The organism is Kitasatospora acidiphila, from assembly GCF_006636205.1.
GTDB lineage: Bacteria > Actinomycetota > Actinomycetes > Streptomycetales > Streptomycetaceae > Kitasatospora > Kitasatospora acidiphila.
Window position 1 is genome coordinate 2,619,480 of sequence record NZ_VIGB01000003.1, and the last position, 15,507, is coordinate 2,634,986.

A 15,507-nucleotide genomic window follows, 5' to 3' on the forward strand; every position below is an offset into this window, starting at 1 on the left:
GGATACCGCCCGCAACAGCCCAGGTGAGGCCGGGTCAGCCCTTCTGCATGACCTCCGGCTCGTGACGGCGCAGCAGTCGCTGGACCACGAAGGCCAGCAGCACCGAGAGCACCACCAGCATGCCCGCGTCGATCGCCCACTGCGCGACGCTGTGCTTCCACAGGCCGTCGTGGTCGTTCATGTGCGCGGGGTCGAGGATCATCATGTGGCCGAGGTCCAGCGTGGTGCCGACCGTGGCGACGCCCCAGCGGGCCGGCATGAGCCAGGCCAGCTGGGCCAGGCCCGCCTTGTCGAAGAGCTGGAAGAGGCAGCCGGTGAAGACCACCTGGATGATGGCGAACATCACCAGCAGCGGCATGGTCTTCTCCGCCGTCTTCACCAGGGCCGAGATCACCAGGCCGAACATCATCGAGGTGAAGGACAGCAGGATGATGCCGATCGCCATCTCGATGGCCGGCGCGCTGGAGAAGAGCAGGCCCGAGGTGGGCAGCTTGCGGGTGGAGAAGCCGACCGCGGCGATGATCGTGCCCTGCAGCAGGCTGAAGAACCCGAGCACGATGATCTTCGACATCAGGTACGCACTCCGGGACAGGCCGGTCGCTCGTTCTCGTTCGTAGATCGCCCGTTCCTTGATCAACTCACGGACCGAGTTGGCCGCTCCGGAGAAGCAGGCACCGATCGCCAGCACCAGCATGATGGTGCCGGCCGCGTTGTTGGTGCCGTGCGGGTTGGCCCGCAGGCCGAAGGTGGCCGGGACCACGGTGGAGACCACACCGAGGACCGCGGGCAGGATCACCGACAGCGCCATGAAGCCCTTGTCGGAGCCGATCACCGACAGGTAGCGGCGGATCAGCGTCCACAGCTGCGAGCCCCAGCTCTGCGGCTTGGGCGGCAGCACCGGCTGCTGGTTGACCGGCGCCTGCTGCACCGCCACTCCGTCGACGGCCGCCGCGTACTGCTGGTAGTGCACCGAGCCCTTGTAGCGGCCGGCCCAGTCGTGGTCCGGGTAGTTCTCGAACGCCTGGAAGACGTCCGCCCAGGTCTCGTAGCCGAAGAAGTGCAGGGCCTCGTCCGGCGGGCCGAAGTACGCCACCGAACCACCCGGCGCCATCACCAGCAGCCGGTCGCAGAGCGCGAGTTCGGCCACCGAGTGGGTCACCACCAGGATGGTGCGGCCGTCGTCGGCCAGCCCGCGCAGCATCTGCATGACCTCGCGGTCCATGCCCGGGTCGAGGCCCGAGGTGGGCTCGTCCAGGAAGATCAGCGAAGGCTTGGTGAGCAGCTCCAGGGCGACCGAGACGCGCTTCTGCTGACCGCCGGAGAGCGCGGTGATGCGGTTCTCGGCCCGCTTGTCCAGGCGCAGTTCGTAGAGCACCTCGTCGATCCGGCGCTCACGCTCGGACGGCTCGGTGTCGCCGGGGAAGCGCAGCCGGGCCGCGTACTTCAGACCGGTGCGGACCGTCAGCTCCTTGTGCAGGATCTCCGACTGCGGCACCAGGCCGATGCGCTGGCGCAGCTCGGCGAACTGCTTGTAGAGGTTGCGGCCGTCGTAGAGCACCTCGCCGCGGTCGGCCGGGCGGTAGCCGGTCAGCGCGCGCAGCAGCGTGGACTTGCCGGAGCCGGAGGGGCCGATCACCGCGACCAGCGACTTCTCCGGGACGCCGAAGCTGACGTCGTTGAGCAGCACCTTCTTGGCGCCCTTGTGCTCGACCTCGACGGTCAAGTGGTGCGCGGAGAAGGAGACCGGGCCGTTGTCGATGAACTCCTGCAGCTGGTCGCCGACCAGTTGGAAGGACGAGTGGCCGACCGTCAGGCGGTCCTGCGGGCCGAGCAGCTGACGCTGCACCTGCTGGCCGTTGACGTAGATGCCGTTGTGCGAGCCGAGGTCGACGATCTCGTAGCGGCCGTCGGTGAGCTGGCGCAGCTCGGCGTGGTGCCGGGAGACCTGCAGGTCGGAGACGACGATGTCGTTGTCCAGGGCACGGCCGATCCGGACCATCCGCATCGCGGAGGTCAGGTTCCGGATCATGGTGGGGTTGCGCTCGCTGACGTAGCCGGCCGGGCCGCCGCCGACACCGTGGCCGAAGTCCTGGTGGACCCCGGGGTACGGCTGCTGCTGGGGCTGCTGCGCCTGCTGCTGGGGGATGGCCCCCTGCTGCGGGTAGCCCTGCTGCTGCGGGCTCTGCTGGTAAGAAGTGGCGCCCTGCTGGGGGTAGCCGGCCTGCTGCTGGTAGCCCTGCTGCTGCGGGATGGCGCCCTGCTGCTGGTAGCCCATCGGCTGGGCCGGCGGGGTGTGCCGGTAGGTCTCCGCCTCGTGCACCGGCGGCTGCCCCATCGGCTGGCCGACCGGCTGGGCCACGGGTTGCGCCACCGGGGCGGAGAAGACCAGCCGGGGGCCGTTCTCCGCGTTGCCCAGGTTGAGCACGGTGCCGGGCAGCAGCTGGGTGTGCAGGGTCCGCCCGCCACCGATCCAGGTGCCGTTGGTGCTGCCGTGGTCCTCCAGCTGCCAACTGGCGCCGTTGAACGAGATGGTGGCGTGCCGCCACGACACCCTGGCGTCGTCGAACGGGAGATCCGCCTGCGGATCCCGTCCGATGGTGTAGGACTGCCCCGGTTCCAGCGTCCGCTGCTGTCCGTTGACTTCTAGAAGGAGTTGCGGCACTGTCCGCCTGCCCCGCTCTCTCGGTCCCCCGATGGCATCCCCGTGTGGATTGGGGAGGGTGAGGAATATCGCGTCTGACGGGGGGTAATCATTCCAGCTCGGCCCTGAGGGCGAAAAGTCGGCCCCACGGACTGTGACCTGGTGGCAACGTTCTCACGGCAGCCCGGTGACGGGCGGTGCCGGGGAGGTGAACGGTGCGCGTCCACGAGCCGGACGACCCCTGGCCGACCCGGGTTCGCCAGGTAGCGTGGGCAGCACCATGGACAGCACACCACCGCAGCCCCGGATTGCCGACGACGAGCGCACCCTGCTGGTCAAGGTCTTCGGCAAGGACCGCCCGGGCATCACCACCGGCCTCTTCGCCACCCTGGCCGGCTTCGAGGTCGACGTGATCGACATCGAGCAGGTCGTCACCCGCGGCCGGATAACGCTCTGCGCCCTGGTCACCCCGCCCGCCGTGGTCGGCCCCGGCGTCGAGGGCGCGCTGCGGGCCACCGTGCACCGCTGGGCCGAGGACCACCGGCTGCAGGCCGAGATCATCTCCGGCACCGGCGACAACCGGCCGCGTGCCGAAGGCCGTTCGCACGTCACGGTGCTCGGCCACCCGCTCACCGCCGCCGCCGTCTCGGCGGTCACCTCCCGGATCACCGAGTGCGGCGGCAACATCGACCGGATCTTCCGGCTCGCCAAGTACCCGATCACCGCGGTCGAACTGGCCGTCTCCGGCGTGGCCACCGAGCTGCTCCGCCCGGCGGTGGCCCGGGAGGCGGCAGCCCAGCGGGTGGACGTCGCGGTGGTCGCCGCCGGGCTGGAGCGGCGGGCCAAGCGGCTGGTGGTGATGGACGTGGACTCCACGCTGATCCAGGACGAGGTGATCGAGCTCTTCGCCGCCCACGCCGGCTGCGAGGCCGAGGTGGCCGAAGTGACGGCCGCCGCGATGCGCGGCGAGCTGGACTTCGCGGATTCGCTGCGGGCCCGGGTCGAGCTGCTGGCCGGGCTGGACGCCTCGGTGGTGGACAAGGTCCGCTCCGAGGTCCGGCTCACCCCGGGGGCCCGCACCCTGATCCGCACCTTGCAGCGGCTCGGCTACCAGGTCGGCATCGTCTCCGGCGGGTTCACCCAGGTCACCGACTACCTGGTGGAGCTGCTCGGCCTGGACTTCGCCGCCGCCAACACCCTCGAGGTGGTGGACGGCAAGTTCACCGGCAAGGTCAGCGGCGACATCGTGGACCGCGCCGGCAAGGCCCGCTGGCTCACCCGCTTCGCCGACCAGGCCCGCGTCCCGCTCGCCCAGACGGTCGCCATCGGCGACGGCGCCAACGACCTCGACATGCTCAACGCCGCCGGCCTCGGCGTCGCCTTCAACGCCAAGCCGGTCGTCCGCGAGGCCGCCGACACCGCCGTCAACGTCCCCTTCCTGGACACCGTCCTCTACCTCCTCGGCATCACCCGCGAAGAAGTGGAGGCCGCCGACCTCCACGCCGCCCCGGAAGAGTGACCCACCCCCGCGGGCCGGGCTCAACGCCCCCGGCCCGCGCTATGGTCGGCGGTGGCCCCCGGAGGAGGTGTGCGCACCGTGCGTCCCCTGATCACCGCCGAGCAGTACGACTCCTGGTCCGAGGAGGTCTGCGCGGACATCGAGGTCTCGGACGGTCTGCTCGTCAGACGGCCCAGCAGGTCCCACATGCACAACCGGCTGGCACGCTTTCTCGCCAACGCGCTGGAGACCGCGGCCGGCCCGGAGTGGTACGCGGACGGCAACTTCGATGTCCGGCTCCAGGATGTTCCGCTCACCAACCGCTGCCCTGATGTCGTGCTCTACCGCGCGAGCACCATCGACGTCATGCCAGCCCGCCCCGAGCACATCCTGCTCCTGGTCGAGGTGGTCTCCCCCGGCCCGGAGACCACCGACCGCATCACCAAGCCCGCCCAGTACGCCAAGGCGGGCATCCAGTACTACTGGCGGGTCGAGCAGTTCAGCAATGCCGACCCGAAGGTCTTCACCTACGAGCTCGACCCGAAGACCGCGACCTACCGCGCCAGCGAGGCCTTCACCGGGCTGGTCAAGGCAACCGCTCCGTTCAAGGTCACGGCCGACCTCACCGGCCTCTGAATCCGCCCTCTGACTCCCGTCACTCCAGCCCCGGCACGTAGTACGACACCAGCTTCGCCACTCCCGGCTCCACCCCGTCCCACTTGCCCTCGAAGGCCAGCACCGCGACGCCCGCCGTCGGGAAGCCGCGCTGGCGCAGTTGGGTGAGGGCGTCGCCCAGGGACTCGTCGCCGGCGAGGACCTCGACGAGGTTCTGCACGCCGGGGTTGTGGCCGACCAGGAGGAGGTCGGCCACATCGTCGGGGGTCTCCTTGAGCACCTCGATGATCTCGCCCGCGGTGGCGTCGTAGATCCGCTTCTCGAAGACCGTGTGGCGCTGGCGCTTGGGCAGCTCATGGGAAACCAGCTTCCAGGTCTCCCGGGTGCGCACCGAGGTGGAGCAGAGCACGAGGTCCGGGTTGAGCCCGGAGTCCGCGAGCCACTCGCCCGCGACCGGTGCCTCCGCCCGGCCGCGCTCGGCGAGCGGCCGCTCATGGTCGTCCACCTGCGGCCAGTCGGCCTTGGCGTGGCGGAGAACGATGATCCTGCGGGCGGTCGCGTCGTCGGTCATGGGGTCAGCTTCCCAGAAAACCGGCCGGCCGGCTCAGCTGTTGCGGATCAACCCATCGACTGGGCGATGGTGGCGATGATCGAGACGACGACGACCACACCGAGGAACATGCCGAGGATCCCCAGCAGCTTGCGGTGGCTGTTCGACGGATTGGGTTCGAGAACGGGCATGTGCAGAGTGTCGCATCCATTTCCGCCCGGGCCGCACCGGGGTCGGGTCAGGCCGCCCCGACCTCGTCCTCCACGAAGCGGTTGCGCGCCGCGCGGAGCCCGATCAGCAGCTGCGGCACCAGCAGGGCGCCCATGAAGGCCAGCGGCAGGTACCAGCCGCCGGTGCCCTGGTAGAGGATGCCGACCACGATCGGACACGGGATCGAGATCAGGTAGCCGACCCCCTGCGCGAAGGCGGACAGCTGCGCCACCCCGCCGCTGGTGCGCGCCCGCAGCCCGATCATCGTCAGGGTGAGCGGGAAGGCGCAGTTGGACAGCCCCACCAGCAGCGCCCAGAGCCAGGCGCCGCCGGCCGGCGCCAGCGCCAGCCCGAGGTAGCCGGCGATCCCGCACAGCGCCAGCACCACCACGAACAGCCGCTGGTCGCTGCGGCGCGCGGCCAGGTTGGGCAGGAGGAAGGAGACCGGCACGCCGACCGCCATCACCACGGCGAGCAGCACGCCCGAGGTGCCGGCGCTGAGGCCGGAGTCCTGGTAGATCTGCGAGATCCAGCCCATGGTGGCGTAGGCGCCGCCCGCCTGGCAGCCGAAGAACCCGGCCAGCGCCCAGGCTGTGCCGCTGCGGGCGATCCGCAGCCGGCCCTCGGCCGCGCCCTGCGAGCCGTCGCCCCGGCCGTCCCGGCGCAGCACCACGGTGACCAGCCAGACCAGCAGCCCGACCGCGGCGAGCACCGCCCAGCTGCCGAGGCCGAGCCGCCAGCCGCCGCCCAGCGCGTTGGTCAGCGGCACGCTGACGGCGGCGGCCAGCGCGGTGCCCAGCGACAGCGCCATCGCGTAGAGGCCGATCATCGGGCCGACCCGCTGCGGGAAGTAGCGCTTGATGACCACCGGGATGAGCACGTTGGCCACCGCGACGCCGGCCAGCGCGACCGCGGTGAGCAGCAGGAACACCCCGGTGCTCCCGGCGAAGGAGCGGGCCGCGACCCCGGCGGTGATGGCGCCCGTGCCGGCGGTGACCACGAGGGTCGGCCCGAACCGCCGGGCCAGGGCGGGCGCGGCGAAGCCGAACAGCGCGAAGCAGACCGAGGGCACGGCGGCGAGCAGGCCGGCCACCGTGGCGCTCATGTGCAGGTCGGTGCGGACCTTGGAGAGCAGCGGGCCGAGGCTGGTGACCACCGGGCGCAGGTTGACCGCGGCGAGTGCGACGGCGAGTGCGAGCAGGGCGCCGAGCAGCCGGGCGCGGCCCTCGGTGGCCTCAGTGCCCTGGGTGGCCTCGGTGCCCTGGGAGTGGGGCGGTGCGGGGGCGGTGGGGGTTTCGGGGTGCTGGGTGGTCTTCTCGGCCGTGGACATGGATCGCATCATAGAATGATGGGATGAATTTACCCAAGGCGATTCGGGGCTGCTGCGTTTCAGGGGCAAGATGGTGCTTCTGAACGAGCCGGGACAGTCCTTGAGCGCAGCGACCGCAGCCGGCTGCCCCGGGGCCCGACCGCCTGAGCCCCGACCGACCCTTCGATTTCGAGGAGACCGATGACGCTGTCCTCGCCCCGGCGCGCCCCCCTGGCCGACCAGGTGATCGCCCAGTTGCGGGCGCAGATCACCTCGGGCGAGTGGCCGGTCGGCTCCCGGATCCCCACCGAGGCCGCCCTGGTCGAACAGCTGGGAGTGGCCCGCAACACCGTGCGGGAGGCCGTCCGGGCGCTGGCCCACAACGGCCTGCTGGACATCCGGCAGGGCTCGGGCACCTATGTGCTGGCCACCAGCGAACTGGCCGGGGTGATGCACCGCCGGTTCTCCGACGCCGAGCAGAGCCAGGTGGCCGAGCTGCGTTCACTGCTGGAGGCCTCGGCGGCGTCGCTGGCCGCCGGGCGCCGCACCGACCGCGACCTGGGGCTGATGGAGACCGCACTGGCCCGCCGTGACGAAGCCTGGTTCGGCGGCGACGCCGAGGTCTTCGTGCAGGCCGACGCCGCCTTCCACCAGTCGGTGGTGGCCGCCGCCCACAACGAGGTGCTGGCCGACCTCTACGCCGACCTGGGCGAACTGCTCCGGGCGCATCTGCGCCGGGACGTCGGCCCGGTGCTCTCCCCCGACAAGTACGTCGGGCACGACCGGATCCTGGCCGCGATCCGGGAGCGGGACGCGGCCGCCGCCGCCCGCGAGTCCGCCGAGGTGATCAACACCTGCAACCAGCCCGAGCACGACTGACCGGACTGGGACATCGGGGTCGAACAACGCACCGCCCCGGCCGCGCACATCGCGCGACCGGGGCGGTGCTTACGAGAACGAGGCGGTGTCAGGCGCCGATCGCGTGCAGGCCGCCGTCCACGTGGATGATCTCGCCGGTGGTCTTCGGGAACCAGTCCGACAGCAGAGCCACGATGCCGCGCCCGGCCGGCTCCGGGTCCGAGAGGTCCCACTTGAGCGGCGAGCGGACGTCCCAGGTGCTGGCCAGCTGCGGGAAGCCGGGGATCGACTTGGCGGCCATCGACCCGAGCGGGCCGGCCGAGATCAGGTTGCAGCGGATGTCCCGCTCGCCCAGGTAGCGCGCCAGGTAGCGGTTGGTGGCCTCCAGCGCGGCCTTGGCCGGGCCCATCCAGTCGTACTGCGGCCAGGCGACCTGCGCGTCGAAGGTCAGGCCGACCACCGAGCCGCCCTCGGTCATCAGCGGCAGCAGCGCCATGGTCAGCGACTTCAGCGAGTACGCCGACACGTGCATCGCGGTGGCCACCGACTCCCACGGGGTGTCCAGGAAGTTGCCGCCCAGCGCGTCCTGCGGCGCGAAGCCGATCGAGTGCAGGACGCCGTCCAGCCGGTCGCCCAGCTCGGCCCGCACCTGGTCGGCGATGCCCGCCAGCTGCTCGGCGTTGGAGACGTCCAGCTCCAGCACCTTGACCGGGGCCGGCAGCTTCTTGGCGATCCGCTCGGTGAGGCTGGGCCGGGGGAACGCGGTCAGGATGATCTCGGCACCCTGCTCCTGGGCCAGCTTCGCGGCGTGGAACGCGATGGAGGACTCCATCAGCACGCCGGTGATCAGGATCTTCTTGCCCTCAAGGATTCCGCTCATGTTGCTCAGTGACCCATGCCCAATCCGCCGTCCACGGGAATGACGGCTCCGGTGATGTACGCGGCCTCGTCGGAGGAGAGGAACCGCACGGTGGAGGCGATCTCGTCGGGCGCGGCGTAACGGCCGAGCGGCACCGCCGAGACAATCTCCTTGCGACGCTCCTCGCTGAGCACCGCGGTCATGTCGGTCGCCACGAACCCGGGCGAGACCACATTGACCGTGATGCCGCGCGGCCCGAACTCGCGGGCCAGCGAACGGGCGAGGCCGACCAGGCCGGCCTTGGACGCCGCGTAGTTGGCCTGCCCGGCCGTGCCCGTCAGGCCGACCACCGACGAGATCAGCACGATCCGTCCCCGCCTGGCCCGCAGCATCTTCGCCGAGGCCCGCTTGACCACCCGGAAGGTCCCGGTCAGGTTGGTGTCGACCACCGAGGTGAAGTCCTCCTCGGTCATCCGGAGCATCAGGGTGTCCTTGGTGATGCCGGCGTTGGCCACCAGCACCTCCACCGGGCCCTGCTTCTCCTCGACCTCGGTCAGCGCGGCGTCCACCTGCGCGGCGTCGGTGACGTCGCAGCTGACCGCCAGCACGTCGTACTTGGCGAGCGCCTCGGGAACCTCGCCGGAGCGGCTGGTGATGGCGACCTTGTCGCCCGCCTCGGCGAAGGCCTGGGCGATGGCGAGCCCGATGCCCCGGTTGCCTCCGGTAACGAGAACCGACCGGCTCACGATTCACCTCTCCCTGTGTGGTCCCGCTGTGCGGGGGAAACGTACGCACTGTGACGCTATCGGTCGGCTCCGCGCCCAGGCGAATCGACCCTCGACAGGCCCTTCGGCGCAGAACTGTCGCCTTCTGACAATGGACCCTCCATTTCTGCGCGCCGCCCTCGGCCCAGGTCGGCGCCCCGCAGATCGATCCGACGCGCGGGAACACCAGCGGCCGGACGCCCGTTGCACCGTCGGCGCGGCACAGGCGATGCGCTGCCGCGCCGCGACCGATTGCCGATTCACTCCAAGTAAGGGCGGCATCCCGATGAGCGATGCACTCCTCCGGACCAGGCGCCGGGGCCGGCTGCTCACCTTGACCGCACTGGCCGCCGCCGCAGCGGGCGCCGCGGCCTGGGCCGTGCGCGGCCTGCCGGGCGCCTTCGGGCGCGACCCGGACGACCGCGACGACCGGATCCGCAACTCCCCGCAGTACGCGGACGGCACCTTCCACAACGCGCCGTCCGCGCTGGCCCGCACCTCGTCGGGCGAGCGGCCCGGCCCCGACACGATGCGCAAGGTGCTCTTCGAGAGCGAGGGCCGCACCCCGGCGCGCCCGGTGCCGCTGGTCCGGGAGGCGCCCACCGCCGCCCCGACCGAGGGCGTCGCGGTCACCTGGTACGGCCACGCCTCCGCGCTGGTCGAGATCGAGGGCAGCCGGGTGCTGCTGGACCCGATCTGGAGCGAGCGCTGCTCCCCGCTCACCAACCTGGGCCCCAAGCGGCTGCACCCGGTGCCGGTGGCGCTGTCCGACCTGCCCCCGGTGGACGTGGTGCTGATCTCGCACGACCACTACGACCACCTCGACATGGCCACCGTGAAGGGCCTGCTGCGCAGCCAGTCGGCGCCGTTCGCGGTGCCGCTGGGGATCGGCGGGCACCTGCGCCGCTGGGGCGTGCCGGAGCACCGGATCATCGAGCTGGACTGGCAGGAGACCTGCACCCTGGGCGACTTGACGGTCACCCTGACCGCCGCGCACCACTTCTCCGGCCGCACCCTGAAGCGCAACACCACGCTCTGGGGCTCCTGGGTGATCGCCGGCCCCACCCGCAAGGTCTTCTACACCGGCGACTCCGGCTACTTCGAGGGCTACCGGGCGATCGGCGAGCAGCACGGCCCGTTCGACGCCGCGCTGGTGGCGATCGGCGCCTACAACGAGGCCTGGGCGGACATCCACCTCAACCCGGAGGATGCCGTGCTGGCCCACCGCGAGTTGCAGGGCGGGCTGCTGCTGCCGGTCCACTGGTGCACCTTCAACCTCGCACTGCACCCGTGGGCCGAGCCGGTGGAGCGGCTGCTGGCCGAGGCCAAGGCGCAGGACGTACCGGTGGCCGTGCCGCGCCCGGGCGAGCGGGTCGAGGTGGCGAACCCGCCGGAGCCGGACTCCTGGTGGGTGGGCCTGGCCTGACGGCCCGTCCCTACGGAACGTCAACGCGCGGCCTTAACTTCTGGCCTCGAACCGCCCGCAGGGGACATGATGCGGTGTCGGACCTGTCCTGGTCCGACACCGCGTCCTCACACCTCAGGGAGTCCGATGCCGCCGACACCCAGCAGCGCGCCGCCGGCCCACCCCGTCGACCCGCTCTTCCTCGCGCTACCGACGCACCGGCTGGCCGATGCCGCGCTCGACCGGGCCCGCCGACTGGGCGTCAGCCACGCCGACTTCCGCCTGGAGCGGGTCCGCAGCGCCAGCTGGCGGCTGCGGGACGCCAAACTGGCGGGCAGCGCCGACTCCGTCCAACTGGGCTTCGCGGTCCGGGTGCTGCTGGACGGCGCCTGGGGCTTCGCGGCCGGCGTGGAGCTGACCGAGCAGGCGGCCGCCGAGGTGGCCGAGCAGGCCGTGGCGGTGGCCCGGCTGTCGGCCCGGATCAGTGCGGCGGCCGGCGGCGGCGACCGGGTGGAGCTGGCCGCGGAGCCGGTGCACCGGGACGCGGTCTGGGTCTCCTCCTACCGGATCAACCCGTTCGAGGTGCCGGACGCCGAGAAGACCGCGCTGCTGGCCGACTGGAGCGCCGCGCTGCTGGCCGCCGACGGCGTGTCGCATGTGACGGCCACCCTGCTGACCGTGCAGGAGAACAAGTTCTACGCGGACACCGCGGGCACCGTGACCACCCAGCAGCGGATCCGGCTCAACCCGGAGCTGGAGGCGCTGTCGGTGGACGAGCGCACCGGCGCCTTCGAGTCGATGCGCACCGTGGCGCCGCCGGCCGGCCGCGGCTGGGAGTACCTGCTCGGCGAGGGCTGGGACTGGGCGGACGAACTGGGCCGGATCCCGGGCTACCTGGCCGAGAAGGTCAAGGCGCCCAGCGTCGAACCGGGCCGCTACGACCTGGTGATCGACCCCACCAACCTGTGGCTGACCATCCACGAGTCGATCGGCCACGCCACCGAGCTGGACCGCGCGCTCGGCTACGAGGCCGCCTACGCGGGCACCTCGTTCGCCACCTTCGACCAGCTCGGCACCCTGAAGTACGGCTCCGAGCTGATGCACGTCACCGGCGACCGCACCGCCGAGCACGGCCTGGCCACCATCGGCTACGACGACGAGGGCGTGGCCACCCAGTCCTGGGACCTGATCCGCGACGGCATCCTGACCGGCTACCAACTCGACCGCGGCATGGCCCACTTGAAGGATCTGGGCCGGTCAAACGGCTGCGCCTTCGCCGACTCCCCGGCGCATGTGCCGGTGCAGCGGATGGCCAACGTCTCCCTGCAGCCGACCATCGACGGGCCGGACACCGAGGGCCTGTTCGAGGGCGTGGAGAACGGCCTCTACATCGTCGGCGACCGCTCCTGGTCGATCGACATGCAGCGCTACAACTTCCAGTTCACCGGCCAGCGCGCCTACGCCATCAAGAACGGCCAACTGGCGGGCCAGGTCAAGGACTTCGCCTATCAGGCCACCACCACCGACTTCTGGGGCTCGATGACCGCGGTCGGCGGCCCGCAGACCTACCTGCTGGGCGGCGCCTTCAACTGCGGCAAGGCCCAGCCCGGCCAGGTCGCCGCGGTCAGCCACGGCTGCCCATCGGCGCTGTTCCAGCAGGTGAACGTGCTCAACACGCAGCAGGAGGCGGGTCACTGATGACGACGCGGAACAACGCGCCGCACGAACTGGTCGAGCGCGCCCTGGAGTTGTCCCGGGCCGACGGCTGCATGGTACTGGTGGACGAGGAGACCACGGCCAACCTCCGCTGGGCCGGCAACGCCCTGACGACGAACGGCGTCACCCGGGGCCGCCGGGTTACCGTGATCGCGACGGTGGACGGCACCGAGGGAACCGCCTCCGGCGTGGTCGCCCGGGAGGCGGTCGGCGCGGCGGACCTGGAGGAGCTGGTCCGGGCCGCCGAGGCGACCGCCCGCGATGCCGGCCCGGCCGAGGACGCCCAGCCGCTGCTGTCCGGCGAGGCCGCCTCCCCGGACTTCACCGCGCCGCCGGCCGAGACCTCGATCGCGGTCTTCGACGCCTTCGCCCCCGAGCTGGGCGCCGCGTTCGCCCGTGCCCGGTCGTTGGGCCAGGCGCTCTACGGCTTCGCCCGGCACGAGCTGACCTCCACCTACCTGGGCAGCTCCACCGGCCTGCGGCTGCGGCACGACCAGCCCACCGGCACCGTGGAGTTCAACGCCAAGTCCTCCGGAACCTCGGCCTGGGTGGGCGAGGCGACCCGGGACTTCAGCGGGATCGACGTGGCCGCCCTGCAGTCCCAGCTGGACGAGCGACTGGCCTGGGGCAAGCGGAAGATCGACCTGCCGGCCGGCCGCTACGAGACGCTGCTGCCCCCGTCCGCCCTCGCCGATCTGATGATCTATCTGGCGTGGAGCGCCTCGGGCCGGGACGCCGTCGAGGGCCGCACCGTCTTCAGCCGCCCCGGCGGCGGCACCAAGCTCGGCGAGCGGCTCACCGGACTCCCGCTCACCCTGCGCTCCGACCCGGCCGCCCCGGGCCTGGAGTGCGCGCCGTTCGTGATCGCCCACTCCTCCGGCGGCGACCAGTCGGTCTTCGACAACGGCCTGCCGATCGCGCCCACCGACTGGATCCGCGAGGGCGTGCTGAACGACCTGACCACCACCCGGCACTCGGCCGCCCTGACCGGGCTGCCGGTCCGCCCCTTCGCCGACAACCTGGTGCTGGAGAGCGCCGACCAGGCCGCCGCGCCGAGCCTGGCCGAGCTGGTGGCCTCCACCGAGCGGGCCCTGCTGCTCACCTGCATCTGGTACATCCGCGAGGTCGACCCGGCCACCCTGCTGCTCACCGGCCTCACCCGGGACGGCGTCTACCTGGTCGAGAACGGCCAAGTGGTGGGCGAGGTCAACAACTTCCGCTTCAACGAATCCCCGGTCGACCTGCTGTCCCGGATCACCGAGGTCGGCCGCACCGAGCAGACCCTGCCCCGCGAGTGGAGCGACTACTTCAGCCGCGCCGCGATGCCGGCCGTCCGGGTCAGCGACTTCAACATGAGCTCAGTGAGCCAAGCTTCCTAGGAGGACCCACGGTTTGGACGAGCATCGTCTGGTCAAGACCTCGAAGATGCTCGCGAAGATCCTGCGCCACGACCCCGACCGAATCGGGATCGAACTGGACGGGGGCGGCTGGGTGTCGGTCGACATCCTGCTCGCCGCCCTCGCCCGGAAGGGCAACCGGCTCACCCGCGAGCAGTTGGACCACGTGGTGGCCAACAACAACAAGAAGCGTTTCGCCTACAGCGAGGACGGCACCCGGATACGGGCCAGCCAGGGCCACACCATCGAGGTGGACCTGGGCTTGGAGGCCGTCCCGCCGCCGGCGGTGCTCTACCACGGCACCGCCGAGCCGAGCGTGGCGGCCATCTTCCGCGAGGGGCTGCGCCCGATGCGCCGCCAGGACGTCCACCTCTCGGCGGACGTCGAGACGGCCACCCGGGTCGGGGCCCGGCACGGTCGCCCGGTGGTGCTGCGGGTGGACGCGGCCGGGCTGGCCGCCGCCGGCCACCTCTTCCGCCGCAGCGCCAACGGCGTGTGGCTCACGGACACCGTGCCGCCCGCCTTCCTCAGCCGCCACACCATCGGCTGAGAAGCGGCCCGCCCCGGTCTGCCCGGGCGGCGGGCCCCGGCGTACCGTGGTGTCTGCTACCCGGGCAAACCGGGCAGGCGGAATCGGTACCGCGCGGGCACTCAGCGGAGGCGGAAGAGATGGGCAGGAGCTCGGACGGCGAGGTGTTCCGGATCACCGGGGCCCGGAGCAGCCTCACGGAGGACGTCCGCGGGCGGCAGCGCCGCTATGTGATCTCGATGCTGATCCGCACCGCCTGCGTGCTGCTGGCCGTGGTGCTCTGGAACGTGGAGCGCTATCTGGCGTTCGTCGCGCTGGCGGGCGGGGTGCTGCTGCCGTACATCGCGGTGGTCATCGCCAACGCCGGCCGGGAGCGCTCGCCCGGGCTGCCGAGCACCTTCGATGTGCCGCCCACCACACCGCTGATGCTCGGCCCGGGCGGCCGGGGCGGCGCCGGGGCGCCGGAGTCCGACCAGACCGAAAACCTCTGAGCGTAACCTGTCAGACCGTCAGACTGACTCTCCGTGACGGGCGAGTCGGGTCACCACATTCTCATCACAGAATAATGGTGCCCGATTCGCCCGTTTTTGTTGGCTTATGACGGCCGCGAACCTCAGGAAAAGCTCAAATAAATCTTGATAGCCCTAGCCAACGCCCCTATAGGCCGTGACATACTGCATACGCGCTCCGCATCCCCCGTCGGAGCGACGGACCGACGCCGGGCGGCTCCCCCCGTGGCTGCCCGGCGTCGCCATGCCGTCAGAGGGATGCTGCCCATTCTTTGACGCGATCATGCCAGCGATCATGCATGTCACTTCGGCATATTCACTGAGGCATAGTCCAGGCGCGACAGTCCGCGGGCATACCGTGCGGATGAGAGACTGTCGATCATGAGCATCGACTTCTTCGGCGACCAGCCCGAGGGGCCGCAGGGGCCACCGCAGTGCTCCGCCAAGGGCTGCCGGGCCGACGCGCACTGGGTCCTGGTCTGGAACAACCCCAAGCTGCACACCCCGGACCGCCGCAAGACCTGGCTCGCCTGCGAGGAACACCGCGAACACCTGAGCCAGTTCCTGGGCGTGCGCGGCTTCCTGCGCGACACCGTACCGCTGGCTGACTGGACCGGGGACTGACCGACCGTCAATCCGGCTTCCGG

Annotated in this window: 15 protein-coding genes; 9 read left to right on the forward strand and 6 right to left on the reverse strand. The window is 71.2% G+C overall.

Annotated elements, in window-relative coordinates; translation table 11 throughout:
* Positions 1–34 precede the first annotated feature (34 nt).
* Positions 35–2,662 (reverse strand): FHA domain-containing protein, encoded by a 2,628-nt coding sequence (locus E6W39_RS12500; protein WP_141633613.1) that lies wholly within the window; start codon positions 2,660–2,662, stop codon positions 35–37.
* A gap of 259 nt (positions 2,663–2,921) precedes the next feature.
* Between E6W39_RS12500 and serB the strand changes: the two genes are divergently transcribed.
* A complete protein-coding gene (gene serB / locus E6W39_RS12505; protein WP_141633614.1) occupies positions 2,922–4,160 on the forward strand; it encodes a phosphoserine phosphatase SerB in 1,239 nt (412 codons plus the stop codon).
* 78 nt (positions 4,161–4,238) lie between these two features.
* Positions 4,239–4,775, forward strand: coding sequence for a Uma2 family endonuclease (locus E6W39_RS12510; protein ID WP_228718117.1), 537 nt, complete (start codon positions 4,239–4,241; stop codon positions 4,773–4,775).
* Positions 4,776–4,794: 19 nt separating this feature from the next.
* On the opposite strand, the gene E6W39_RS12515 is transcribed toward E6W39_RS12510, so the two are convergent.
* From E6W39_RS12515 to E6W39_RS12520, 3 genes are read right to left on the reverse strand one after another with little or no spacing between them, the layout of a single operon-like run.
* On the reverse strand, positions 4,795–5,325 hold the full coding sequence (locus E6W39_RS12515) for a SixA phosphatase family protein (protein ID WP_141633616.1): 531 nt from the start codon (positions 5,323–5,325) through the stop codon (positions 4,795–4,797).
* A gap of 47 nt (positions 5,326–5,372) precedes the next feature.
* Complete coding sequence (locus tag E6W39_RS42910; protein ID WP_267286692.1) at positions 5,373–5,495, reverse strand: SGM_5486 family transporter-associated protein; 123 nt, start codon at positions 5,493–5,495, stop codon at positions 5,373–5,375.
* A 47-nt stretch (positions 5,496–5,542) separates the two neighbouring features.
* Positions 5,543–6,853: an MFS transporter gene (locus E6W39_RS12520; protein WP_141637698.1), complete on the reverse strand. Its 1,311-nt coding sequence runs from the start codon at positions 6,851–6,853 to the stop codon at positions 5,543–5,545.
* Between the two features lie 171 nt (positions 6,854–7,024).
* Between E6W39_RS12520 and E6W39_RS12525 the strand changes: the two genes are divergently transcribed.
* Positions 7,025–7,702 carry a FadR/GntR family transcriptional regulator gene (locus E6W39_RS12525; RefSeq protein WP_141633617.1) on the forward strand — a complete coding sequence of 226 codons (678 nt, stop codon included), beginning with the start codon at positions 7,025–7,027 and terminating at the stop codon, positions 7,700–7,702.
* Between the two features lie 88 nt (positions 7,703–7,790).
* On the opposite strand, the gene fabI is transcribed toward E6W39_RS12525, so the two are convergent.
* Both fabI and fabG read right to left on the reverse strand, forming a co-directional pair.
* The gene (gene fabI / locus E6W39_RS12530) at positions 7,791–8,561 is read right to left on the reverse strand and encodes an enoyl-ACP reductase FabI (RefSeq protein ID WP_101382874.1); all 771 of its coding nucleotides are present in this window, start codon (positions 8,559–8,561) and stop codon (positions 7,791–7,793) included.
* 5 nt (positions 8,562–8,566) lie between these two features.
* Positions 8,567–9,286: a 3-oxoacyl-[acyl-carrier-protein] reductase gene (gene fabG, locus E6W39_RS12535; protein ID WP_141633618.1), complete on the reverse strand. Its 720-nt coding sequence runs from the start codon at positions 9,284–9,286 to the stop codon at positions 8,567–8,569.
* Between the two features lie 304 nt (positions 9,287–9,590).
* On the opposite strand from fabG, the gene E6W39_RS12540 reads away from it, so the two are divergent.
* From E6W39_RS12540 to E6W39_RS12565, 6 genes are all read left to right on the forward strand, one after another.
* Positions 9,591–10,730: an MBL fold metallo-hydrolase gene (locus tag E6W39_RS12540; RefSeq protein ID WP_141633619.1), complete on the forward strand. Its 1,140-nt coding sequence runs from the start codon at positions 9,591–9,593 to the stop codon at positions 10,728–10,730.
* 126 nt (positions 10,731–10,856) lie between these two features.
* The gene (locus tag E6W39_RS12545; protein ID WP_141633620.1) at positions 10,857–12,407 is read left to right on the forward strand and encodes a TldD/PmbA family protein; all 1,551 of its coding nucleotides are present in this window, start codon (positions 10,857–10,859) and stop codon (positions 12,405–12,407) included.
* Positions 12,407–13,804: a metallopeptidase TldD-related protein gene (locus tag E6W39_RS12550; protein ID WP_141633621.1), complete on the forward strand. Its 1,398-nt coding sequence runs from the start codon at positions 12,407–12,409 to the stop codon at positions 13,802–13,804. The genes E6W39_RS12545 and E6W39_RS12550 overlap by 1 nt, the downstream gene beginning before the upstream one ends.
* A 13-nt stretch (positions 13,805–13,817) precedes the next feature.
* Complete coding sequence (locus tag E6W39_RS12555; RefSeq protein WP_141633622.1) at positions 13,818–14,372, forward strand: RNA 2'-phosphotransferase; 555 nt, start codon at positions 13,818–13,820, stop codon at positions 14,370–14,372.
* Positions 14,373–14,491: 119 nt separating this feature from the next.
* Positions 14,492–14,842, forward strand: coding sequence for a DUF3099 domain-containing protein (locus E6W39_RS12560; protein ID WP_101382869.1), 351 nt, complete (start codon positions 14,492–14,494; stop codon positions 14,840–14,842).
* 399 nt (positions 14,843–15,241) lie between these two features.
* Positions 15,242–15,484 carry a hypothetical protein gene (locus E6W39_RS12565; protein ID WP_101382868.1) on the forward strand — a complete coding sequence of 81 codons (243 nt, stop codon included), beginning with the start codon at positions 15,242–15,244 and terminating at the stop codon, positions 15,482–15,484.
* Positions 15,485–15,507 lie beyond the last annotated feature (23 nt).